This window comes from Gordonia jacobaea (assembly GCF_001186365.1).
Lineage (GTDB): Bacteria > Actinomycetota > Actinomycetes > Mycobacteriales > Mycobacteriaceae > Gordonia > Gordonia jacobaea.
Window position 1 is genome coordinate 572,206 of sequence record NZ_LDTZ01000015.1, and the last position, 23,231, is coordinate 595,436.

Consider the following 23,231-nt stretch of genomic DNA (forward strand, 5'->3'; position numbering starts at 1 on the left):
CTGAGTACTCGACGTTCCGGACGGATCGGACACTGAAACACCCCTGGTGAGAACACATTTCCGCGCTCACAGCTACCTGGCAGCGCAGCCTCAGCCGCACCTCAGCACATCGGCCGCACCATCGTGTTCGTGACCCCAGCCTCCCCAGCCGCAGCTGCGTTTCCCAACGGCACCTCCCGTCTCGCCGCACCGCAGGGAACAGACGACCTCGAGATCGGCGCCGACGGCAATCGCCTGCCCCGCGCGACAACCCGTGATCGTGTAGCCCTCGCTGCACTCCTCGTCGGCACCGCTGTGCTCTACCTCTGGAACATCACCGTCAACGGAAACGCCAACTCGTTCTACGCGGGTGCGGCGTGGGCGGGGTCGCGCAACTGGGAGGCCGTACTTTTCGGATCGGTCGATCCGTCGAACTTCATCACCGTCGACAAACCCCCGGTGTCGCAATGGATCATGGGGATCTCCGGACAGATCTTCGGATACTCGTCCGCGAGCATGCTGATCCCCGAGGCGATCATGGGAGTCGCATCGGTCGCTCTGCTCTACGCCACGGTGACCCGCATCTCCGGCAGGACAGCGGGACTCATCGCAGGCGCAGCCCTTGCGCTGACTCCCGTGGCGGCCATGATGTTTCGATTCAACAACCCCGACGCCGCGATGGTCCTGCTGATGACCGCGGCCGCCTACTGCACGGTGCGAGCGACGTGTCGGGCATCACTGCGCTGGCTCGTACTGGCCGGTGTTGCACTGGGTTTCGCGTTCCTCGCCAAGATGCTGGAAGGATTGATGGTGTTGCCCGCGCTGGGCGTCGTCTATCTGTTGGCCGCCCCGACGACGCTTGGTCGGCGCATCTGGCATCTTGCGGTCGCGGCGCTCGCACTCGTCGTGGCATCGGGATGGTATGTGGTGCTCACGCTCCTATGGCCGGCATCGTCGCGCCCGTACCTCGCTGGTTCGACGGACAACAACTTCATGAATCTGGTGCTCGGCTACAACGGACTCGACCGCATCCAGGGTCGCAGCCACGCGGGCGGTCCCACCGATGCCGCGCTGGATGAATTCATGCGCCAGAACCCCTCTCTCGCACATGGTTTCGGCGGTGGAATGTTCGGTAGCACCCCCGGCATCGGCCGACTCTTCGCCGGAGAGTTCGGAGCGGAAATCTCGTTCCTACTGCCGTCAGCGCTCATCGCGCTGGTGGTGGTGCTCGCTCTTCGCGGCCGTGCACCACGCACCGACCTCGTGCGCGCAGGCGCGCTGCTGTTCGGACTGTGGTTACTGCTCGACGGAATTGTGTTGTCCTACATGAGTGGAACGGTTCACCCCTACTACTCACTCGCGATCGCGCCGCCCATCGCGGGACTGGTCGGAATCGGGGTCGTCGAGGCGTGGCGCGCCCGCGACTCGGCGACCGTGTGGCGCGCGATCACCGCGCGTGTGGGACTGGCAGCAATGATCATCGCGGGCGGCGCCTGGGCATTCGTGCTACTCGACCGCGAATCGTCGTGGCTTCCCTGGTTGCGTTGGGCGGTACTACTTGTCGCCGTCGCGGCCGCAGTACTTGCTGCCGTGCCGACACGCGCTCGTCGGCCCGTCGCTCTCATCGCGGCCGGATGCGGTGTGCTGGCCGTCCTCTCGGCTCCGGCCGCGTTCGCGATCAACGGCGACGCAGTGGCACACACTGGCGGCGGGCCGTCGGTACTGCCCGGGCACAACACTTCTGGGCGCGACACCTCTGGGCACGGTACTTCTGGCCACGGAACTTCTGGGCACAGCTCTTCCGGACACAGCACAGGCGGCGGGGGTATGGGAACCGCCCCGGATTCGCCCCAACTCGACCGTCTGTTGCAATCGAGTTCCGCGCGCTGGGCTGCGGCCACCAACAGGACGTCGAGCGCAGCGTCGCTCGAACTCGACGCCCGCGTCCCGGTCATGGGTATCGGCGGATTCTCCAACGATCCGACGCCGACGCTCGCGCAGTTCCAGAAGTATGTGGCCGACAAGGAGATCGGCTACTACGTGGTGACCACCCCGCGTGAGTCCGGAACCGAAACACACAGCGCGACGACCACGACCGACGGGTTCGGCGGCGGACAACGCGCGAGCGGAAGAGGCAGTTCGGTTACCGCACCCATCGGGAAGTGGGTCACAAGCCATTACGCTGCCCGCACCGTCGGCGACTACACGGTGTACGACCTCAGCGCGCGGCCGGGCACAGGCACGACGTCGGCGTCGGCGGACACCACTTCGGCACAACAGAACTCCGGCACCGCACGGCCGGAGACACATTCGACGACCCGTCGTCGTACCCATCACCTGGCACAAAGCTGAGGAGAACACCGTTGTTTTGTCAGCAAATTCAGAATTTCGCACTGACCATGCTCTCAGTAGCGGACGGCAGTGTGGTCTCGTGAACAGCAACACGCCCGACGAGTCCGACACCTCACCGATCGAGGGACCCCACCCGGATCAGGGACGCCACGGAACCGACCCAGGCACCGCAACCGACCCGGGGACATCGTGGCAGGGCGCACCCTACGAGAATCCTTACACAGAGCCTAATCCCACCGCCGGGCAGTTCTCTGCCACTCATCCCAACGGAGGGCGGTTCCCCGGCGCATACGCGAGCGCTCCGACACCCCCGGCGCCTGCCCAGCGATCCCGCGGGATCGCCAAGCCGCTTGTCGCGACGGCGGTGCTGGCCGGACTGGTCGGTGGCCTCGTCGGCGTCGGAGGGTATGCCCTTCTCGACAACGGCTCGTCGTCGAACGCTCCCGTCATCGCGTCGGCACCCGCCGCGGCAACCAATGCCGCTGACGCGCAACCCGGTTCGGTCACCTACGCCGCACAGGTGGCGTCGAAGTCGACGGCAGACATCAAGGTCGCAACCAGCAAGGGCACAGCGGTCGGTAGCGGCATCATTCTCTCGCCGGACGGCTACGTCCTCACCAACAATCACGTGGTGTCGGGCGTCGGCAGCGGCGCCAAGATCCAGGTGACCACCCCGGACGGAAAGACCTATCCCGCAAGCGTGAAGGGCACCTCTCCCTCGTACGACATCGCGGTCATCAAGCTCGACGGCGCGTCGGGGCTCACCCCCGCGAGCATCGGCGATTCCGGGTCGCTTCAGGTCGGCCAGCAGGTGGTCGCCGTCGGCAGTCCCGAAAACCTTTCCAACACTGTGACGTCCGGAATCGTGAGCGCACTGTCGCGGACCGTGACCGCGGGTGACGAACAGGGCAGCTCGGTCACCGTCTACAACGGGCTACAGACCGACACTCCGATCAACCCGGGCAATTCCGGTGGGCCACTGGTGAATCTGCAAGGACAGGTCATCGCTGTGAACTCGGCCGTCGACACCGGACAGAGCAGCAGTGGCGGCCCGCAGGCATTCGGCCTCGGCTTCGCCATTCCGATCAACACGGCAAAGCGCATCGCGAATGAACTGATGCAAGACGGACAGGCCACCAAACCTGTTCTGGGCGTGTCGGGTTCGCTCGCATCGAGCAACGATGCGGTCAACGGAGCCAAGGTCACGTCGGTGCAGTCGGGCGGTCCGGCAGCCGATGCCGGCATCAAGAACGGTGACGTGATCACCAAGATCGGCAACGCCACCATCGGCAACTACGCCGACCTGATGGCGCAGATCCTCACGCACTCCCCCGGTGAAACCGTGCCCGTGACCGTCAGTTCCGGCGGACAGACCAAGACCGTCCAGGTGACACTGGGCAGCACCGTCGACAAGGAACAGACGACGATCTCCGAGCGCGGCAGCGGCTCCGACGGAGACGGCTCGGACGGAAGCGGTTCCGGTCGGCAGCGCGAGGGCGGTCGCCTGCCGTTCGGTTTCGGGCTGCCCTGATAGCCGCCGCGGCCGGCTGTAGCGTCCCCGCGCTCTGACTGCGCGACGCCCCCCACGCTCGATTTTCCGGTTGCCCAGACGCGCGGATTCCGCGCGTCTGGGCAACCGCAAGCGACGGGCCGGGTAACCCGCCAGCTGTTGCGCGCCGGTTCGTCCTCCGAATCGGGTAAGTCGTCGGGCTCATCGTGAGATCCTCGGCCCATGCGCCACACGCGGATCACGACCCTGATCGCCGTCATCGCCGCGGCTCTCGGCGTGGGCATTGTCGGAGCGGGCACTGCCGACGCCGCCGTATACCGTCGCGCCACTCTCAGCGGGTGCGGCATGCCTGCCACGCCGGTCGACATGTGGACGCGTGCGGGCAACTACAAGACCGTGATCGCGCTCTCCGGACTGCGCGTGACGGCGGCGGCCAGCGGATGGAAGCTGAGCACCAACGTCGGCGCCATGGCCGACAGCGGCGTCAACGTGGTAGCGCCCGCGGGCGGTCTCGCGAGCTTCTACACCGACTGGAACGCCCGCAACAGTCTGAGCAACATGGGCTATCGCTACCGGTGGACCTGCCGCCTCGACACTTTGGTCGCAATGCTCGACCGACAGGGGCTCGACGTCGGACCGCGACACAAGTACGCGATCATGGGAATCTCGATGGGCGGCAACGCCGCACTGATCTACGGCGCCTATCACCACGCACGCATCTCGCACGCGTTCTCGATGTCGGGGTACCTGAATCTGTCGGCACCGGGTATGCGGGAAGCCATCCGGCTCACACTCCTCGACGCCGGGCTCGAGGCGGGCGTCGGTGCGTTCAATTCCGACGACATGTGGGGTCCCCCGTGGAGCACACGGTGGCTCGACAACGATCCGTTCGTCCAGGCTCCGCGCTTACGTGGACTGAGTGTGCGGGTGGCTGCCGGATCGGCCATCTGGGGCAATCGCGACACCAACATCTCCAACTCGCTCAAGGGAACTCCGCTCGAGGTACTCGCCCAGGCACAGACGCGCGCGTTCGAATTCGCGGCGAGTCGGGCTGGTCTCCCGATCACAACCGACTATCCACGTGTTGGCACCCACAGTTGGGGCTACTGGGAGGAAATGGCCTGGCGCGCAAAGAGCGCCGGCTGGTTCAGAGACCGCTGACTCGCGAACCTCACGCGGCGTCGCCGGTCGGTGTGAGGTGAGCGTTACCCGAGGACACGCGCGCGGTAATGATCACGCAAAAGTGTTCCGATGAACTGTTTTCGAACCCATTCGGGACCACCTATTCGGAGACACCTCATGCCAGACCTCTTCTCTCCCTTCACCCTCAAGGGCGTCACCCTGCGCAATCGCATCGTGATGTCGCCCATGACCATGTACTCGTCGCACGACGGGGAGATGGACGATTATCACGTGAGCTACCTCGGCGCTCGCGCGTCAGGTGGCTTCGGGCTGATCTTTCCGGAGCAAATCGCCATCACCCCCGACGGTCGAACCACCACGGAGTGCGCGGGAATCTGGTCCGACGATCAGATCGACGGCCACCGTCGGGTGACCGACATCATTAAACGATTCGGAGCCGTGCCGGCCATCCAACTCGGCCACACCGGCCGCAAGGGCAGCGAAGTGGCACCACACAAGAGCTACCCCGGATTCCCGGGCAACTCGCAGCTACCTGCCGATCACCCCAACGGTTGGCAGTGCATTGCGCCGTCGGCCATCCCGTACGGCGGCGACCACTCCTGGCCCGTCCACGAGCTGACCGTCGACGAGATCAAGGCGCTGCATCGCAAATACGCCGACGCTGCGCGCCGAGCACTCGACGCGGGCTACCAGTGGCTCGAAATGCACTTCGCCCATGGCTATCTGGGCGCCGAGTTCTTCTCGCCGATTGCCAATCACCGCACCGATCAGTACGGCGGTTCGCTGGAGAACCGGGCGCGATTCCACCTCGAGGCGCTCGATGCGGTGCGCGAGGTATGGCCCGATGAGTATCCGCTCACCATGCGGCTCGGCGCAGACGATCTCAATCCGGCGGGAACCCAGTTCGACGATTCGCTGGTCGCGATCGGATGGATGAAGGAGCACGGACTCGATCTCGCCGACATCTCTCTCGGCTTCAACACCGACGAGATGATCGATCCGCCGATGGGCCGCGAAGCATTCATGGTCGAGAAGACCAACCGGGTGCGGACTCAGCTGCAGATCCCCGTCGGTACGAGCTGGAATCTCGGCATTCCCGAGACCGCAGATCAGGTCATCCGCGACGAACTGGTCGACCTGGTATTCCTGGGTCGCCCGGCGCTGTCCAATCCGCACTGGCCGGTGTGGGCCGCACGCGAACTCGGCCACCCGACGCCCTTCGAACTGGTGCCTGACGACTGGCGGTGGTGGCTCGAGAACTTCCGCGGGTACGACGCGAGCATCGGTCTACCGCCCGCAGCGGAGCCTTCCGCGCGGCTGCGTTCCGCCTGACCCGCTCGGTGGTCGCCGACAGCGTCGACGACGTCGTCGGCGACCGCCGCAAGTCACGCGTAGCGACGCGCGATCTCGACCACCTGCCCGCGATAACCGCCGCCGAACACCACGGCGTGCATGAGGACCATCGACAGGTAGTGCAGCGGCACGCGTTCGCGCCAGCCGTCTGCGAGCGGATACGTCTGCTGATAGCCCTCGAGGATTCCATCGAGATACGGAGCACCGAACAACGCGAGTGCCGCGAGATCGGTTTCCCGATGGCCGACGTGCGCTGATGGGTCGATGAGGACACACCCGTCCGGCGACCACATTACGTTGCCAGACCACAGATCGCCGTGGAGGCGCGCGGCCGCGTCGTCTGTGTCAAAGTCGCCGTCCCGCAAACGTTCACAGAGCTTCTCGACGATGCTCGCGTCGCCACCGCGCAAACCACTGTCGGGCAATAGCGGCATCAGTCGTCCGTCGGCGTACATCTCGCCCCAGGTGTCGTGAGCCACCAACGAGAGTTCGAGCAGGTGCTCGTTGGGCCCCTGATATCCGGGGCCGTCCCAGCCGGGAGGGCCCTGCCCCCAGCGGGCGGGACCGTCGAGGCTGTGGGTGGTGGCCAGTCGTCGACCGAAATCGGTTGCGGCATCGGGGCTTGGCGAACTCGATTCGACGCGGCGCTCGGTCAGCGTCGACTCGTCGGCCGACATGACGTCGACGATGCTCGCGCCACCGGCCGGTACGGCGTCGGCAAGCCACCGCAGACCGGCCACCTCCCAACGCGCGGGCCGTCCGGAGGTGTGCTTGGTGAATGTCGAGGAGGCCATGACTCCTTGATACCCCGGTATCGCGCGTGCGGAGATCCAGCGGGCATGGAGGCTAATGCGCGCCGCCCGTGTGCCACGCGCCGATGCTCGCCCAGGTGCGGGCGCGGGCTGCTGATCTACACCGGCTCGCGCAGGATGCCGAAGTGGCGAACCGAACCGGAGACGCCCGGAAGTTCCTTGACCGGCGACCACGTCTGCATTCCGTCAGAACTGTCGGAGTAGAAGTACTTGCCCTGCTTGTAGGCGTCCAGATAGATCCGCCATGCACCGCTGGGCAACTGTGTCACGGCAGGACCTTCCACGAAGGTCCCCCAGTTGCCGGGAGTGACGAACCGGTACGGACCGTACAGCGACGACGACACCGCGTGCTGCACAACCTTTTTGGTCTCGTTCTTGGTGAACGCGTGATACGTCGAGCCGACCTTGACGATCGTCGTGTCGATGTGGTCGGCACCGAGTCCATTGAGTGGAATCGGCGGACTCCACCACCGCAGCGAGGGGTCGAGAGCGGTCATGATGTAGGGCACGAATCCGCCGCCCGTCGACATCGAGAAGACGACGTTGACCCGTCCACCTTCGACGAACCAGTCGGGCGCCCACGCCTTGGTGGTGAACGGCGAGAGCGACGGGCCGTCGGACGAACCCGCTGAACCGGACGATCCCGGACCGCTCGACGAACCAAGGCCCTTGCCGTCACCGGTGCCGGGAAGGAACGCGCAGCACAGCGGCACCGGCACGTTCCGCACGAATGTCCAGTGGACGCGGTCACTACTGCGCGCGAATCCGATGTTAGCGCCGTCGACCGTCGTGTAGGTGACGTAGTAGAAGCCGTCGGTGTGGCGGAAGATGCTCGGGTCACGCACGCGCCCGGTCGGCGGGCGGTACGCGGGCTTCGCCAGTGGAGTGAAGTCGGTGCCATTCGACGACTGGTAGACGTCCATGTACAAGTCGCTGGTGTTGCTGAACCCCACCATCGTGTAGCGCCAACCCGCTGCAGCGCTGGTGCCGGGGCCGGAGAGCAGCAGGCCGATCACGGCGAGCAGCACCACCGGCAGAGCGGAGAACATCGATCGCATGCGGAAGTTCACCGGTGCAGTATTGACCAGGTCGCCGCGCGGGTGCACGCGCTCGAGTGGCTTCCGACGAAATCGTTATGGAAACTGCGCTTGGTTGGATACGGAAAGTCGTTGACAGCAGATTGAGGTAGGCGCCGGTCATTCCCGGTTGAGGGCAACCGCTGACTGCACCAGGGCGACGAATGCGTCGTCGTCCAGAGTGTCGTTTTCCTTGATGTCGATGGCGCGGCGAGTGCCTGCGGTGAGGCTGGCGTTGAAGACCTTCGCCGGATCTGGCAGCGACGCTCCCTTGGCGAACGTGAGCTTGATCTTGTCCTTGTAGGTCTCAAGGGTGCAGATCAGGCCGTCGAGCGAAAACGTCGGAACGCCATCCGGATTGGAGGGTTTGCGCCATTTGACCTCTTCGGTGATGTCGGGGTCGGCGCGCATGATCAGGGTGCGCATCTCGTGTGCCCGCGATTCGCGCCAGTCGTCTGCCATGCAGGTCACCGTAGTCGGTGCGCAAACGGGTTTCAGGTACTCGGGTGTCACTGCTTCGTCAGGTCTTGGGCGAACATGACGATGATCCCGCTCGGCCCGCGCACGTAGGTGAGCTTGTAGACGTTCTGATAGTTGGCGACGCCGCGCAGCGGATGGCATCCGTGCCGCGCGGCGATGGCGAGGGCGTCGTCGATGTCGTCGACGGAGAACGCGACCCGATGCATGCCGATCTCGTTGGGCAGCGTCGGCAAGGTCTCGATCGCGTCCGGGTGGATGTACTCGAAGAGTTCGAGGCGCCCGGCGCCGTCGGGTGTGGCGAGCATCGCGATCTTCGCGTGGTTTCCGTCGAGTCCTACTGCGGTGTCGGCCCATTCGCCGCTGACCTCGTCGCGTCCGAGGACGGTGAGGCCGAGATCGGTGAAGAACGCAACTGCGGCGTCGAGGCTGTCGACCGCGATGCCGACGTTTTCGAGCGAGATGGGCATGTGGTCGAGGGTAGCGGCGGCGCGGCCTACCACCTCACTAATGGACGATTGTTCTTGCGAGGAACACGAGGTCGTAGCTCCCGACGTTCTCGCGCTTGAACTCCACGAAACCTTTCCGCTCATAGAGTCGGATGTTCGCGACGCTGTGCTCGCCGGTGAACAACTCGACTCGCGTGACCGATGGTGGCACCCAGTCGTCGACTGCGGCGAGCAACCTGCTGCCGAGGCCTCGTCCCTGCAGATCGGGGACCACCGTCAGTCGGCCGACCTCGGCGACCTCACCATGCACCGAAAGTCTCAGCGCTGCAACGAGCCTCGCGCCCAGCTTGATCCCCAATGCAGTCACGTGGGGCAACTCCAGTTCAGCGACGAGGTCGTCGACGGACTGTGTCAGCGCGGGAAGCGTCAGATCGTGGTGCAGTTGCGCCTCGGTGACGTATGCCGCTCGCTGCAGGGTCAGCAACTCGCCGGCGTCGTCGACACCGAGTCGCGACACGTCAGCCACGACGAGTTCCGATGTCCGTCTGGAGCTCGCGGATCGTCGAACCGAGAATGCCGCGCGCGAGCAAGCCCTGCCCCAGCGGACCTGCCGAATCAACGCCAAGCGCCGGGAGCTGACGCAGGGCTGCCCGCTCGTCATCTGTCAGTTCAGCCAACTGCCAACGTATTTCGTCGTCGACGGCTGACGGGTTGTCGCGGTGTGACAGATCGACTGCCTTCACCGCGTACGCGGCCGCCCCGAGTGCATGGGCACCCATGTGTGCCACCGCCGATGCCTGCGCCACTGCTCGTGCCGCGGCGGCTCCCGCTGGCGTGCTCGCTGCGCCCGCCGCCTTGACCGCGACCATCCGCTTGCTGATCTCCTCTGCGCTGGTCCCGTGTCCTGCGCTGTAGGCGCGTGTTCGCGCAAGGGCGTCGTCGATGTCGCTGCGCGCAGGGTCGTCGGCCTCGAGAAGCGGGAGCACCCGCTCGGCGCATGCGACCGCCCACCTGGCCACCAGTCGACGGTCGGTTTCGCTGAGTGTTTGAATCGATGTCACGGGTTTCCTGATGCGTCTCGGACCATCCGAAGTATCGGGTATGGCCTGCCCTGTTCATCGAGTGCGCTGCGCTCGAACTCCACGAACCCACGGCGACGGTAGAACCCGACCGCGTCGACGTTGTCCTCGTTGACGTCCACACGAGTGATGCCGCAATCGTCGACGGCGTGCGCGAGAAGCACGCTGCCGACCCCGCTTCCCCGGTGAGCAGCATCGACGAACAGCATCTCGAGGGTGTCCCCCGCTGTACCCGCGAAGCCGACGACCTGACCGTCGACTTCTGCGACGACCAACCGCACGTGCGGAAAGTAGTCGGCCACAAGGTGCTGCTCGATATCGTCTCGGTCCGCTGGCCGCAGAAAGTGATGCGTTGCATCGACCGCGCTACGCCAGACTTCGACGAGCCGCGGGTAGTCATCCGGGACCGCGATCCGCACAATCACGAAGCGGCCCCGAGCAGCGCGCGAAATCGCCTGTCATGCACAGCTATGGGCATGCGTACAAAGTACGCGGCCGGACCGCGCCGCATACTGCGGCGTCGTGAAATGCCGCGGCGTTTCAAATTACAGCGCGGCCCAGCCGGTCTCGGTTCGTCGGCGTCAGGAAAGCGCGGATCGGACGATGTCCGCGATCCGCTTCTCCGTGAATTCGTCGAGGGTGTCGAAGTACCATGCCGCCGGCATCAGCGTTCCGTCGATGCCGCCACCCGGGTTGAGCGTGACCTTCTCGGTGAGGGCGAGGTTGATGCGTTCGTCGTTACGCAGCGTCACCAGTGCAGGTGAACTCGCCGACTTGGCGTACGCGGGCATGCCGTACCAAATTCTCGGCTTCAGCGTTGGCTCGGCGGCCATGATGACCTCGTGCGCCCGCTGAACCAGCGAGCGCTCGGGCTCCTTCATCTTCGCGATCTTGTCGGCAACCGCCGCGAGGTTCTTCTCATCCTTCGATGCCATGTCATGTCCTCTCGTCAGCCGATGTCACACATCGGCTGTGAAGTCGGCGCACTGGTGCGCCACACCCCATCCGGACATGTCCCGAGTGAGTCGGGCCTCTCCGCAATGATTCAGGCATCTGTGCCTGGAAGTGCAGTCGGCAGGATCCCCTGCCCCGAATCAGGCTAACTCACCGCCGCGGGTGGGCGCGAGTAAGGGCGTGGCCGAGCCGACGGCGATAACCGTCACTCGAGAACGCAATGCACCCCGACCTCGACGCATGCCGCTCTCAACCTCTTGTCCCTCGTCCACAGCGTCGCGGCGTCAACGAGAATCGTCGAACCCAGCAACCCGGCATCGACCGGGCTCAGCCCGCGACCCCAGAGCTTTCGACTCTCGACGAGATGCAGCAGTTCGGCATGAGTCAGGACCGGAAACTGGACGAGATTGCTCAGCAGATCGATGACCACGTCCCGGTTAGCGATCGATCCCAGTGCGAGTTCTTCCACAACCAGTGGGTGACAGCCGATCTCGTCGTCGGCAAGCAGCCTCGTCAGACGCTCGTCCTTGACGTGTAGATGGTCGATCCAGACCGAGGTATCAACCAGGATCATCCGACCGATGACCGACGACGCGGAGCCGCTTCAGCTGCCGGATCGGTGCCGCCGAGCGCAGCAAGGCGGCGCGCACTTTCAATGCGGATCAAGGCCTCCAGCCCATCACGGATGAGCGCCGCCCTTTCATGAACCCCGGTCAGCTCGGCTGCTTTGGCCAAGAGTTCGTCGTCAAGGGTCACCGTGGTGCGCATGCCGCATCTCCAATCGCATCAAAATATGTCAATAATGATGCCATCGCGAATGCGCTCTCGCCACATCTCCACACCGCGCACCGTCACCGTGTTTTACGGCGCGCAAGCCGTAGAACGTTGAAGCGGAATACGTCAGACGTTAAACCGGAACTCCACGACGTCCCCGTCGTGCATGACGTATTCCTTGCCCTCCATGCGAACCTTGCCCGCGGCCTTGGCGGCCTGCATCGAGCCGGCGGCGTCGAGGTCGTCGAACGAGACGATTTCGGCCTTGATGAAGCCCTTTTCGAAGTCCGTGTGGATGACGCCCGCAGCCTTGGGTGCGGTGTCGCCCTGGTGAATTGTCCACGCGCGTGACTCTTTTGGCCCCGCGGTCAGGTAGGTCTGCAAGCCGAGCGTGTGGAATCCGGCCCGCGCGAGCGAGCGCAGGCCCGGCTCGTCCTGCCCGATGGAGTCGAGCAGTTCCTGGGCGTCGGCCTCGTCGAGCTCGAGTAGTTCGCTCTCGACCTTGGCGTCGAGGAAGACCGCATCGGCAGGTGCGACGGCGGCCTTCAGTTCAGCCTTGCGCGCGTCGTCGGTCAGGATCGACTCGTCGGCGTTGAACACATAGAGGAACGGCTTGGCAGTCATCAGGTGCAGTTCGCGCACCGACGACAGATCGAACGAATCCTGTTGCGAGAACAGGGTTTTGCCAGAGTCGAGGATCTCCTGGGCCTTCTTCGCGGCGTCGAGTACCTCGGCTTGGTCCTTGTTCTTGCGCGCTTCCTTCTCGAGCCGCGGAATGGCCTTCTCGAGTGTCTGCATGTCGGCGAGGATCAGCTCGGTCTCGATCACCTCGATGTCGGCGAACGGGTCGACACGGCCGTCGACGTGCACGACGTCGTCGTCGGCGAAGACACGGACGACCTGACAGATGGCGTCGGCCTCGCGGATGTTGGCCAGGAACTGGTTGCCCATGCCCTCGCCCTCGGAGGCGCCCTTGACGATGCCCGCGATGTCGACGAACGACACGGTTGCGGGCAGGATGCGCTCGCTACCGAAGATCTCGGCGAGGCGGTCGAGTCGCTTGTCGGGCAACTCCACCACGCCGACGTTGGGCTCGATCGTGGCGAACGGGTAGTTCGCCGCGAGGACGTCGTTACGGGTCAGCGCATTGAAAAGGGTGGACTTGCCGACGTTGGGAAGTCCGACGATGCCGAGGGTGAGACTCACGGGTGTCCAGTCTACGGTGACGCGTCGGCGTCGTTTGCGTCGCCACCACCGGCGTCGGGTGGCTCCTTGTCGTCGGGCACCCCGACATTCTCGGTCACCGGGGCGCCCTGTGGCGGCAGCGCCTCCCCGGCCCGCTCGGCTATTCGTTCGTTGAGGTACCGCAAGACGACGGTGAATGTCGCAGCGGCAGGCACCGCGAGGAATGCACCGGTGATGCCGAAGATCGAGCCGCCGAGGGTGACCGCGAGCAGCACGATGACGGCGTGCAGGTTCATCGACTTGGCCTGCAACCACGGCTGCAGCACGTTCCCCTCGAGTTGCTGCACGGCGATGATGATCGCGAGAACGATGAGCGCGGTGGTCAGTCCGTTCGACACGAGCGCGATCAACACGGCAAGGGCGCCCGCCACGAACGCGCCGACGATGGGGATGAAGCCACCCATGAACGTGATCACCACGAGCACCCCGGCAAGCGGCACCTGCAGGATGAAGAGACCGATGCCGATGAACGTCGCGTCGACCAGGCTCACGATGGCCTGCGTGCGGATGAAGCCACCGAGGGTGCTCCACATACGACGCAGCACCTCGCTGATGTGTGTTGCCGACGGGTTCCCGATGGTGCGGTCTATCCACGGGGTGAACTTGGGTCCGTCCTTCAGGAAGAAGAACACCAGGACGATCAGGGTGAATAGTGTGACGAGCACCGAGGTCGCCGTCCCGACCCCACTGAACACGCCCGAGGCGATGGTGGCCGAACTCGACTGCAATTTGCTGACGATCGCGTGAACGGCGTTGTCGATCTGCTCGTCTCGAACGTTGAGCGGCGGACCCTGCGCCCATTGCTGGAGCCGCTGCACACCGTCGGTGGCGCGGTTGGCCAGCTCGGGCGCCTGCGCAACCACCGAGGGAACGATCAGGCCGATCACGGCAGCGACAATGCCGATCGCGACCAGCATCATCACCAGAGCGGCCGCGGCTGGTGGGACACCTTTTCGACGCATCCATGCGACGGGCGGCCACAGGACAGTGCAGACGATGATCGCCAAGAGAACTGGCAGAAGGATCACCCACAGCTTGCCGACCACCCACAGCAACACCCACACGGCGGCCACGACGAGCACGGCCTGCAGTGCGACGATCGCCGACTCGCGTAGGCCCTCCCGGATCACCGACATCCGGGTCGGGTGCGTGCGTTCGCCAGTCGCTCCGGAGTCGGTCGCGGTCGCGGCGGGCGTGGGCTCAGCGGGTGTGGATTCAGGTGTGGCAGGTACGTTCTCGGACGAAGCGGTCACGCGATGATCCTCACATGAGCCATCGCCTCACGCGAAAGGCCGCCTCCTTCACGCGGTTCAGCGGCGCGCGAAAGTCCGCTTGAGCCAGCGCAGCAGCGCGTTGATCGCCTCGATCTCGGCGAGCATGGGGGTCAAGATTTCCGGCGGAACCGGAACGTCGTCGTCCGCGGTTCCACGTCGAGGGCTTGCCTTCGCAGAAGCGTCGTCAGCGGAAGCGGCGCCGCCGTCCGCGCGGGCCATGCGAGTCGACGACGTGCCGTCGAGGTGGGCGAGGTCGTCGACGCTTGCACTCGGCTCGGACAGCTGTTGCTCGGCGAGAATGCTGTCGACCGTCTCGGATCCGTACAGTCCGCGCAGTATGTCCAAACCCCACTCGGGATACTCCGCGAGCGGGAGTTCACGGTTGCGACCTCGATGTCGAAAACCGCCGAAGTGTGTGCTCATGCGGATCATGGTGCCACCGAAATGTAATCTACGTCACGTTTTTGTCGGTATTCCGGTGGTGTCGCAGCGATGGCCGATTTCCGCCAGAAACCGACCATCACGCCGTGTCAGAGTGGACGAGTGAGCACCTCGCCGACGGCCCCTGACCTCGACTTCGACACCTTCTACCGAGCGTTGTCGGCTCGAGATCGACGATTCGACGGCCAGTTCTTCGTCACCGTGCACACGACCGGCATCTACTGCCGCCCGTCGTGTCCCGCCCGGACACCACTACCCGCCAACGTCTCCTTCGTCCCGACCGCCGCAGCAGCCCAGACGCGCGGCTTCCGCGCGTGCCGACGCTGCGCACCCGACGCCGTGCCCGGCTCACCGAGATGGAATGCCAACGCCGATCTCGGTGCGCGAGCGATGCGACTCATCACCGACGGCGTGGTGGAACGAGACGGCGTCGACGGCCTTGCCGCGGCACTCGGCTACTCCCCTCGCCATCTCACCCGGGCGCTGAACGACGAACTCGGCGCAGGCCCCCTCGCGCTGGCCCGCGCACACCGTGCAACCAATGCACGCATACTCATCCAGCGCACGACGATGCCGATGGCCGACGTCGCATTCGCCGCAGGGTTCTCGAGCGTGCGGCAGTTCAACGACACGATCCGCGAGATCTTTGGCCTCACGCCGACGCGATTGCGTGCGCTCCGCGGTAACGGCGCCACCGATCCCGATGCTCATGCCGAGGGCGGTGTGATCTCGTTACGGCTGCCCTACCGCGAACCCTTCGACGCCTCCTGGCCCGCAACGCTCTTGGGCGCGCACGCCGTCGACTCGATGGAAGAGTTCACCGGTGATCCCGCGGGAGACTGGACGTTCACGCGTGTCCTCACCCTCCCGCACGGGCATGCCCTGGTTCGGATCTCACCAGGATCGGGGCCCGAGCGGCACGGTAATTACCTGCGAGCCGACCTCTCACACCTCGACACCCGAGACCTCGGCGCCGCGGTATCGCGCTTGCGTCGGCTCCTCGACCTCGATGCCGACGCCGCTGCAGCAGAAGACGTGTTACGACGCGATCCGCGCCTCGCACCCCTCATCGACGCAGGCCCCGGCATCCGGTTGCCCGGGTCGCCAGACCCGGCAGAGGCTCTGATCCGCACGATGATGGGCCAGCAGATCAGTGTCCGCGCGGCACGCCATCACGTCGGGGCGCTGGTTTCGGCGCTCGGTGAGACCACCGGGTGGACCGACGGTCCCGGACGCGCGTTCCCGACTGCGACGGCCATTGCCGAGAATGGTCGGTCGGTGTTGCGCGGCCCGCGTGCGCGCGTCGACGCCATCGTCGCCGCAGCGTCGAAGATCGCAGAAAATTCGGTGGAACTTCACCAGGGGGTCGCTGCGTCTGAGTTGCGTGCTCGTCTCCTGACTCTGCGCGGGGTCGGGGCGTGGACCGCCGAATACGTGACGATGGTCGTCACCGGCGACCCCGACACCCTGCTCCACCACGACCTCGTGGTGCGGCATGCCGCGAACGATCTCGGCATCGACCTCACCGCCACTCAGGAATGGGCACCGTGGCGCTCCTACGCATCAATGCACCTGTGGCGCCATCGGCTCGGGCAGCAGCTCGGCACGGTCGCCTGACCTGCCGATGTCGGCGTGTCCGCGCACCTAACTGCACCGACACACGCCAGGAGGCAACCATGACGACACTCGACGCCGTACCCACCGACCCCGACACGACAGCCACAGAGCCGTCAACAGTTCACGCCCCAGCAGCCGAATCATCAGCGGCGGAGTTTTCAGGGGCCGAGTCATCAGCGGCCCACGCGACCGTCGCGACGCCGACGGGTCCCTTCACGTTTGTCGTCGACGACGCGGGCGCGGTGTTGGCGTCGGGTTGGACCGACGACGCCGCATCACTGTTGCCGTCAGTCCACCGCGCGTTGCGACCGGCGTCGTCTCGGTGGTCGCAGGAACTCACCGCCGTGAGCGACGCGGTCGAGGCCTACTACGCGGGCCAACTCGACGCAATCGACGCGGTGGCGGTCCGGCAACGTTCGGGCCCCTACGTGGAGAAGGTTTGGGAGTCGCTGCGCGCAGTAGCGCCGGGCAGTCCCATGACGTTCGCCCAACTCGCCGAGGCTGCTGGACACCCGACGGCGATTCGCGCCACCGCCACCGCGTGCGCGAGAAACGGGGCCACACTGTTCGTTCCGTGCCACCGTGTACTTCGTCAGGACGGCACGGTCGCGGGTTTCCGCTACGGCAAGCCGCTCAAGCAATGGCTGCTCACCTATGAGGACGGCGGGACCCCGACGTTCTGACCACCCCGGCCCTGAACTGCGAGCCCCTGAACTGCGACGACGGAGAATTGTCGGTACCGGACGGCACCATCACTGTCATGTTGTCCGTCGCTGTCGCTCTCTTCGTGGGTCTGTTGCTCGGTGCCGTGCTGGGTTGGCTGGCCAATGCGTCACGCTCGGCCGCGGCGGTATCGGCGGCACGCACCGAGGCCGACGCGCTGCGCAGCTCTCAGGAGCTCGCAGCGCGATCGCTGTCGGCGGCAAGCGAAGACGCCGCACGCAGACAGTCGACGGCGATCGGCACACAGGTCACCCATATCGTCGAGCCGCTGCGCGGGGTGTTGGGCCAGTTGTCGGAGGAACTGCGCAGGGTCGAGCACAACCGGATCGGTGCGTATTCGGGGCTCGCCGAGCAGGTGCGCGGCATGCACATCGCCTCACAGCAGCTCTCGAACGAGACCCGCGCGCTGGCCAACGCCCTGCACACGCCGCACGTCAGGGGCCGCTGGGGCGAACTACAGCTCGAACGGGTCGTAGAGCTGGCAGGTATGAGCGAGCACTGTGACTTCAGCACGCAGGTGTCGGCCGAGTCAGACATGGCGGGCCAGGTCCGTCCGGACATGGTGATCCACCTGGCGGGCAACCGCGACATCGTCGTCGACGCGAAGGTTCCGCTGCATGCGTACCTATCCGTCGCGGACTGCAGCGATCCGGACAAACAGGCGGCACTCCTGGCCGACCACGCGCGGGCGGTCAGGGCCCACATCACACAGTTGGCCTCGAAGTCGTACTGGACCGCGTTCGCGAACACCCCCGAGATGGTCGTGTTGTTCGTACCCGGCGACCCAATCCTCGACGCCGCGGTGCGCGCCGACCCAGGGCTCATCGAGTACGGCTTCACGCGCAACGTCGTGGTGACGACCCCGACCAGCCTCATCGCGCTACTGCGCACAGTCGCTCTCGGGTGGCGCCACGACGCCCTCGCCGCCGACGCCGCGACGATCAGAGAGCTCGGCGTCGAACTCCATCATCGACTCGGATCGGTTCTGAGCCACCTTGACCGAACAGGCACCTCACTGCGTCGGGCGGTTGAGTCGTTCAACTCGACGCTCGGCGCCGTCGACAGCCGCGTCGGGGTGACGGCTCGCAAATTGGCGTCGCTCGAATCTCTCGGAATCTCCTCCGAACCGGAACGGCCCAGCCCTGTCGACGTCGGGGTGCGCCCCACTCCCGGAATGCCCGTATCGCAGTCCGACAACCCGGACCCAATTCCCGACGAACCAGACGCGCGCGCAACATCGAGCACTGGTTAAGGGAAATCCGGGGATCACCCGGTACCGTCTAGGAGTGCCTTTCCCGCAGCGAAGCCGCTCCGCGGTGCCCGTCGACCAACAGTCGGTACTGCCCAACGTCAGGGGTATCCCCTGGTGGGGCGCCGTTCTGGTCGCCGCGGCCTTCACCGCTGTTGGCGCGATCATCGACGCCAATCAGAGCGACGCACTGGGTTCGGTCTTCAATTTCTTCTACCTCGTCGGCTGCGTCGTCGCTGTTCTCGCCGTACGCAGACGGGCGCTCTTCACTGCCGTCGCGCAACCGCCGCTGATCGCGTTCGGAGTGGGCGTGGTCACTCTGTACGGCCTCAACGCCGACGAGGCGTCGGGTCTCAAGAGCCTGATCTTCAAGGTCCTCCTGCCGATCGCCAACGACTTCCCGTGGATCCTGTTCACCTTCCTCGTGACGCTGGCACTGGGCGTCGGCCGTTGGTACATCACGCGCGGCCAGTCGCTCACCGATTCGCCGGCACCTAAGCGTCGAGCACGCCCGGCAGGCACCGAGCACACGTTCAAGAATTCGACGTCGAAGGATTCGACGCCGCGCACCGCGCAAGCCGGGAAATCCAAGGCCGCGAACTCGAAGGGTGGGAACCCCAAGGCAACGCGTTCGACGCAGCGGGGCGCACCGAAGTCAGACGACGGACAACAATCGGACAGCACTCAGCGTCGGGCGAAGGCCACTCGACCGGAGTCCGACGCGACACCACGCCCACGCAAAGCACCCGCGCAGGCACCGTCGAGCGACGACCCCCGTCCCCGCCGCCGGGCCTCCGCAGAACCGGGCGAGCGCAGCCGGGGTGAGCGAAACCAGACTGAGCGCGGCGCAGGGCGTGAACGCCAGGCCCGCGACGGCCGCGAGCGTCCGGCCACCGACGACGCCGCGCGCACTCGTACGCCGCGGCCCGCACCGCCACAGGACCCTCGCTCGCGCGCGACTGCCGGGCAGGTACAGCGCACTGCTGCGGGCGAGCAACTCGACGGTCAGCCCGTCCGCGCTACGGCCGCCGCCGATCTCGATCGGTATGAGCCCGCGACGCGATCGTCGGGTTCTGCTGTCTATCAGACCACTCGCGCCCGCAACCAGCGCTGAGCCTCACGCCCCTCCGTCGGCAAGCCAATCGCCGAGTAGCCGCGCCGCGTCGTCGACCAAGGACGGCCAATCCATTGCCTGCTCGTCGGCGCCGTCGCTGACCACTTTGACCAATTGGCACCGGACGTCGAATGCGGCCGCGACGTATGCGACGGCACAGCCCTCCATGTCGACGAGGTCTGCGTGCTGTGCCAGGCTCGCGCGACGTAGCGGGTCGGCAACAAAAGTGTCGCCCGAGGCGAGTACCGAACCGTCGCCGTCCGGAACCTCCCACCGATCGACGATCGGGTATCCCATGGCACGCAGTTCCGTCGCGCTGATGTCGTGCTCGACGACCACCGACGGCAGGAACAGGCCCGCGTGATGATCGTGCAGCGCTCCCGCTGTACCGATGTTGACGACGAGCCTCGTCGACGGTCCCGATGGGTCGGCCAGTGCACGGGTCAATGCGGCGGTCGCGCGAATCTTGCCGATCCCCGTGACGAGCAGCCGCGCACCGGGCGGCACGTACTTCGCCTCGGCGTGGGTGGCCGAGACGACGAGGATCGAGGGATCGAAGTCGGGGTGAATCGGCGTCGAATTCATCGGTCACCTCCTGCAAGGGCCAGTGTCGCCCGGGCCGCATCGCCAAGCGCCACACCGTATCCGGGTCCGTGTCGAACCGAATGCACCGCGAGGGGATGCATCTGGTGTAGCGGAATTCGTTATCGCCAGCCGTCGGTCAGTGGATGTGCCCGCTCATACGATTCGACGACGCTGTCGAGGTGCGGGCAGCCGAACAGCGCGAGCATCGCGAGGTCGGTCTCTCGGTGTCCGCCGTGCGCAGCGGGATCAATGAGGACTGCACCGTCGGGCGTCCACACCACGTTTCCACCCCATAGGTCACCGTGCAGACGTGACGGTGGAGCACCGTCGTCGAACGTTCCGGAGGCGATGAGATCGCAGGCTTGTCGAGTCGACTCTGCGTCACGCCGCGTGACATTGCCTGCGGCGATTCCTGCTTCGAGGAACGGCAGCACGCGCGCAGAGGCATAGAACTCGCCCCAGCGGTCAAGCTCGACGGTGGGCAGGGGCAGCTTCCCGATAAATTGCCTGCCGTCGTAACCATCTGGTGGAGAACCGAATTGGGCCGCGCCCGCATCGTGGGTGCGGGCAAGCATGTGACCGAGGTCCTCGGCTGCCGCGACGGTCGGGCGTGTGGTCGTCAGTCGTTCGAGTTCGATGTTGTTCGCGGAAACCGAGATCACGTCGACAACCCGCGCTCCCCCAGCCGCCAGCCACCGCAACGACGCCGCTTCGGCTGCGAAGAAATCTGGATCGTCGCCCGTCGCAACGGTTTTGACGAAGGAGTTATTCACCCGCGGTCCGCTGTCGTCCCCGACTGCGCGCGTCCTGTTCCGACCGCGTCTCGAGTGTCGTGCCTGCAACGCGCGCGAGGTGGTCGAACTGATTGTTGGCGATGCGCATGACGATCTCGTACGGCAGCGCGAACTTGCGCGCCCACCAGTACCCGAACCGCGTGTCGAAGGAGGTGTAGACCATGAACTTGTTCTTCCGCACACCTGCGAGAATCTTGGCCGCGGCGGTTTCCGGACTGACCGAGATGCGGTGAAAGTGGCCGATGGCCTTGGCAACTCGCGGATCGTCGCGGTCGACTCCGACAATGCTCACGGTGTCGACCAACGGCGTCGCGACGGCGCCCGGACACACCAGCGAGACACCGATGCCGTGTCGGCGCAGATCAAACCTCAACACCTCGGAGACGCCGCGGATACCGAATTTGCTCGCGCTGTACGCGGCGTGCCACGGAAGCGCGAGCAGCCCTGCCGCCGACGAGACGTTCACGAGGTGCCCGCCCTGGCCGCGTCGAACCATCTGCGGCACAAAGGATTCGATGATGTGAATCGGCCCCATGAGGTTGACGTCGACCATCGACCGCCAGTGCTTGTGCTGCAGATTCTCGACGGTGCCCCACACGGAGATACCCGCGATGTTCATCACCACGTCCATCACACCGACCTCGGCGTCGACCTGACGCGCGAACGCCGACACCCATTCGTAGTCGGAGACATCGCCCGCGAGGTGAAAGAGCACCGCGCCGCCTGCAGCGGTTATCTCCGCGACTACCTCGTCGAGTGGCTCGGCGTGCAGATCGGTCAGCACCAGTTCGGCGCCCTGAGCCGCCGCTGCTTCTGCCGTCGCCCGGCCGATTCCGCTCGCCGCGCCGGTGATCAGCACCTTACGACCACGCAACGACGGCACCGGAGTCTTCATGACGAGATCACGGATACCCATGGTTTCCAACAGTAGCCGCAGCTTCAGCGGACGCGAGTGCGGACCGACCGATCAGCCAGGCGGTGTATCGATGCTTATCCGATGGGCAGTTTGCCGTCGAACAACCCGTAGATCACGTCGAGCATCGCGTTGAGCACCTGCGCTGACACGTCGGGTCCCTCGGACAGCAGCAGTTGGGTGATCTCTTTCGGGTCACCCGACTTCAACAACTGCTGAACGAACGGAATCACCAGCGAAAGTCCGCCATCGGAGCTCGGCGCACCCGACGGCGGGGTCGCGGGCGGCTTGTTGAGCGTGTCGGCCGAAGGCGCTGCGGCGCCCGGGCTCGCATAGTTGAGGATTCCGTTGGTGATCGCCATCGCGTACTTCAACTGTCCGTCACGACCGGCGAGAGATGCTGCTTCGGTCGGGTTCGAGAGGTTACCCATCTCGATGAACACGGCCGGTACCGTCGTCAGGTTCACGGCGGCGATATCGGACCGGGTCTGGATGCCGTCGGCGACACCCGCGTAGTTCGCAGGCGGGAAACCAGCCTTGACGAACGCGTCGCGCATGATGTTCGACGCCTTGCGCCCCTGCCCGCCTTGCACCGCGTTCGCCTTCGCGTCGGGAAGGGGAAGCGTCGGAACGATCATGTGAAAGCCCTTTTTCGCAGCGTCGGCGCCTGCCGTCGTCGAATCGGCGTGCAGGCTGACGGCGACCGCGGCACCCGATCGGCTCGCGGCAGCCGCGCGCTCGTCGACGCATCCGCCCCACCCGGTGTCGTCGGGCCTGCTCAACACCACTCGTGCACCCTGGCTTTCCAGACCGGCTTTGACGAGTTGCGAGATCTGCCAGTTCACTGTGTGCTCAGCAGCCCCGTTGACTCCGGTGGCGCCGGTGGTCTGGCAGTCCTTCTTGCCGCCGCGGCCGTCGGGCACCTGGGCCGACAGACTGTGGCCCGCGGACCCACCCTGATGTCCTGGATCGAGGAACACCGTTTTGCCGGCAAGGGAGATGCCGGTCGCCGACGGTGCAGCAGGCGCAGCCATCGCGGTTCCGGCCCCTGTCGTAACGGTGACGGTTGCGCTAGCCGCAAACGCGAGCGCAGCGGCAGCAGCAGACACACGGGTCCGCAGGTGTCGTTTCTGGGTCATCACGGTTTCGGGCACGCTCGGCTCATGCCGGGCGAACCTCACTCCTTCCACACGCAACACTGGTCACAACAGTCACATCTTTAACAGCTAACCAGCAGAGTGTGCAATGGGGAAATCGGTGACCTGGGGCGATGAGATTCGTTAGGCACCTGTGACGTCCCTGCAATCGGTGGGACTCA

Annotated in this window: 24 protein-coding genes and 1 pseudogene; 8 read left to right on the forward strand and 17 right to left on the reverse strand. The window is 65.5% G+C overall.

The window, feature by feature from the left end:
* Nucleotides 1-129 precede the first annotated feature (129 nt).
* The 4 genes from ABW18_RS08595 (at nt 130) to ABW18_RS08610 (ending at nt 6,316) form a co-directional block, all read left to right on the forward strand.
* Nucleotides 130-2,331 (forward strand): ArnT family glycosyltransferase, encoded by a 2,202-nt coding sequence (locus ABW18_RS08595; RefSeq protein WP_049698644.1) that lies wholly within the window; start codon nt 130-132, stop codon nt 2,329-2,331.
* A gap of 79 nt (nt 2,332-2,410) precedes the next feature.
* Entirely contained in the window at nt 2,411-3,862 is a 1,452-nt protein-coding gene (locus ABW18_RS08600) for a S1C family serine protease (RefSeq protein WP_049698516.1), read from the forward strand.
* A gap of 201 nt (nt 3,863-4,063) precedes the next feature.
* A complete protein-coding gene (locus ABW18_RS08605) occupies nt 4,064-5,002 on the forward strand; it encodes an alpha/beta hydrolase (protein ID WP_049698517.1) in 939 nt (312 codons plus the stop codon).
* A gap of 138 nt (nt 5,003-5,140) precedes the next feature.
* On the forward strand, nt 5,141-6,316 hold the full coding sequence (locus tag ABW18_RS08610; RefSeq protein WP_049698518.1) for an NADH:flavin oxidoreductase/NADH oxidase: 1,176 nt from the start codon (nt 5,141-5,143) through the stop codon (nt 6,314-6,316).
* 53 nt (nt 6,317-6,369) lie between these two features.
* On the opposite strand, the gene ABW18_RS08615 is transcribed toward ABW18_RS08610, so the two are convergent.
* The 13 genes from ABW18_RS08615 to ABW18_RS08675 all read right to left on the reverse strand — a co-directional run bounded on the left by ABW18_RS08615 (nt 6,370) and on the right by ABW18_RS08675 (nt 14,900).
* On the reverse strand, nt 6,370-7,131 hold the full coding sequence (locus ABW18_RS08615) for a fructosamine kinase family protein (protein WP_049698519.1): 762 nt from the start codon (nt 7,129-7,131) through the stop codon (nt 6,370-6,372).
* A 116-nt stretch (nt 7,132-7,247) separates the two neighbouring features.
* The gene (locus ABW18_RS08620) at nt 7,248-8,207 is read right to left on the reverse strand and encodes a glycoside hydrolase family protein (protein WP_200903241.1); all 960 of its coding nucleotides are present in this window, start codon (nt 8,205-8,207) and stop codon (nt 7,248-7,250) included.
* Between the two features lie 138 nt (nt 8,208-8,345).
* Nucleotides 8,346-8,687, reverse strand: a complete 342-nt coding sequence (locus ABW18_RS08625; RefSeq protein ID WP_049698520.1) for a DUF1801 domain-containing protein — start codon at nt 8,685-8,687, stop codon at nt 8,346-8,348.
* A 47-nt stretch (nt 8,688-8,734) separates the two neighbouring features.
* A complete protein-coding gene (locus ABW18_RS08630; RefSeq protein ID WP_049698521.1) occupies nt 8,735-9,172 on the reverse strand; it encodes a VOC family protein in 438 nt (145 codons plus the stop codon).
* 37 nt (nt 9,173-9,209) lie between these two features.
* Nucleotides 9,210-9,677: a GNAT family N-acetyltransferase gene (locus ABW18_RS08635; protein WP_049698522.1), complete on the reverse strand. Its 468-nt coding sequence runs from the start codon at nt 9,675-9,677 to the stop codon at nt 9,210-9,212.
* Nucleotides 9,670-10,212: a putative immunity protein gene (locus ABW18_RS22685; protein WP_200903231.1), complete on the reverse strand. Its 543-nt coding sequence runs from the start codon at nt 10,210-10,212 to the stop codon at nt 9,670-9,672. Before ABW18_RS22685 ends, ABW18_RS08635 begins: the two co-directional genes overlap by 8 nt.
* Nucleotides 10,209-10,655 carry an acetyltransferase gene (locus tag ABW18_RS08645; protein WP_049698523.1) on the reverse strand — a complete coding sequence of 149 codons (447 nt, stop codon included), beginning with the start codon at nt 10,653-10,655 and terminating at the stop codon, nt 10,209-10,211. The genes ABW18_RS22685 and ABW18_RS08645 overlap by 4 nt, the downstream gene beginning before the upstream one ends.
* A gap of 156 nt (nt 10,656-10,811) precedes the next feature.
* On the reverse strand, nt 10,812-11,165 hold the full coding sequence (locus ABW18_RS08650) for a DUF1801 domain-containing protein (protein WP_049698524.1): 354 nt from the start codon (nt 11,163-11,165) through the stop codon (nt 10,812-10,814).
* 224 nt (nt 11,166-11,389) lie between these two features.
* On the reverse strand, nt 11,390-11,758 hold the full coding sequence (locus ABW18_RS08655; protein ID WP_049698525.1) for a type II toxin-antitoxin system VapC family toxin: 369 nt from the start codon (nt 11,756-11,758) through the stop codon (nt 11,390-11,392).
* Nucleotides 11,755-11,952 (reverse strand): type II toxin-antitoxin system VapB family antitoxin, encoded by a 198-nt coding sequence (locus ABW18_RS08660; RefSeq protein WP_049698526.1) that lies wholly within the window; start codon nt 11,950-11,952, stop codon nt 11,755-11,757. Before ABW18_RS08660 ends, ABW18_RS08655 begins: the two co-directional genes overlap by 4 nt.
* 132 nt (nt 11,953-12,084) lie before the next feature.
* On the reverse strand, nt 12,085-13,164 hold the full coding sequence (ychF, locus tag ABW18_RS08665; protein WP_049698527.1) for a redox-regulated ATPase YchF: 1,080 nt from the start codon (nt 13,162-13,164) through the stop codon (nt 12,085-12,087).
* Nucleotides 13,165-13,175: 11 nt separating this feature from the next.
* Nucleotides 13,176-14,456 carry an AI-2E family transporter gene (locus ABW18_RS08670; protein ID WP_049698528.1) on the reverse strand — a complete coding sequence of 427 codons (1,281 nt, stop codon included), beginning with the start codon at nt 14,454-14,456 and terminating at the stop codon, nt 13,176-13,178.
* Between the two features lie 57 nt (nt 14,457-14,513).
* Nucleotides 14,514-14,900 carry a hypothetical protein gene (locus tag ABW18_RS08675; RefSeq protein ID WP_235434323.1) on the reverse strand — a complete coding sequence of 129 codons (387 nt, stop codon included), beginning with the start codon at nt 14,898-14,900 and terminating at the stop codon, nt 14,514-14,516.
* 69 nt (nt 14,901-14,969) lie between these two features.
* Here ABW18_RS08675 and ABW18_RS08680 point away from each other — a divergent pair, with 69 nt between their 5' ends.
* The 4 genes from ABW18_RS08680 (at nt 14,970) to ABW18_RS08695 (ending at nt 19,621) form a co-directional block, all read left to right on the forward strand.
* Nucleotides 14,970-16,535 (forward strand): DNA-3-methyladenine glycosylase 2 family protein, encoded by a 1,566-nt coding sequence (locus tag ABW18_RS08680; RefSeq protein ID WP_414651978.1) that lies wholly within the window; start codon nt 14,970-14,972, stop codon nt 16,533-16,535.
* Between the two features lie 59 nt (nt 16,536-16,594).
* Nucleotides 16,595-17,218, forward strand: a complete 624-nt coding sequence (locus tag ABW18_RS08685) for a methylated-DNA--[protein]-cysteine S-methyltransferase (RefSeq protein WP_049698530.1) — start codon at nt 16,595-16,597, stop codon at nt 17,216-17,218.
* A 77-nt stretch (nt 17,219-17,295) separates the two neighbouring features.
* Nucleotides 17,296-18,510: a DNA recombination protein RmuC gene (locus ABW18_RS08690; RefSeq protein ID WP_049698648.1), complete on the forward strand. Its 1,215-nt coding sequence runs from the start codon at nt 17,296-17,298 to the stop codon at nt 18,508-18,510.
* 34 nt (nt 18,511-18,544) lie between these two features.
* On the forward strand, nt 18,545-19,621 hold the full coding sequence (locus ABW18_RS08695; RefSeq protein ID WP_235434324.1) for a DUF6542 domain-containing protein: 1,077 nt from the start codon (nt 18,545-18,547) through the stop codon (nt 19,619-19,621).
* A 3-nt stretch (nt 19,622-19,624) separates the two neighbouring features.
* On the opposite strand, the gene ABW18_RS08700 is transcribed toward ABW18_RS08695, so the two are convergent.
* From ABW18_RS08700 to ABW18_RS08715, 4 genes and pseudogenes are all read right to left on the reverse strand, one after another.
* Nucleotides 19,625-20,206 (reverse strand): nucleosidase, encoded by a 582-nt coding sequence (locus ABW18_RS08700; protein ID WP_049698532.1) that lies wholly within the window; start codon nt 20,204-20,206, stop codon nt 19,625-19,627.
* Nucleotides 20,203-20,979 (reverse strand): annotated as a pseudogene (locus ABW18_RS08705) (fructosamine kinase family protein). The gene ABW18_RS08700 and the pseudogene ABW18_RS08705 overlap by 4 nt, the downstream one beginning before the upstream one ends.
* Nucleotides 20,972-21,916 carry an SDR family oxidoreductase gene (locus tag ABW18_RS08710; RefSeq protein WP_049698533.1) on the reverse strand — a complete coding sequence of 315 codons (945 nt, stop codon included), beginning with the start codon at nt 21,914-21,916 and terminating at the stop codon, nt 20,972-20,974. Before ABW18_RS08710 ends, ABW18_RS08705 begins: the two are co-directional and overlap by 8 nt.
* A gap of 74 nt (nt 21,917-21,990) precedes the next feature.
* Nucleotides 21,991-23,052, reverse strand: coding sequence for an N-acetylmuramoyl-L-alanine amidase (locus ABW18_RS08715; RefSeq protein ID WP_049698649.1), 1,062 nt, complete (start codon nt 23,050-23,052; stop codon nt 21,991-21,993).
* Nucleotides 23,053-23,231: the final 179 nt, after the last annotated feature.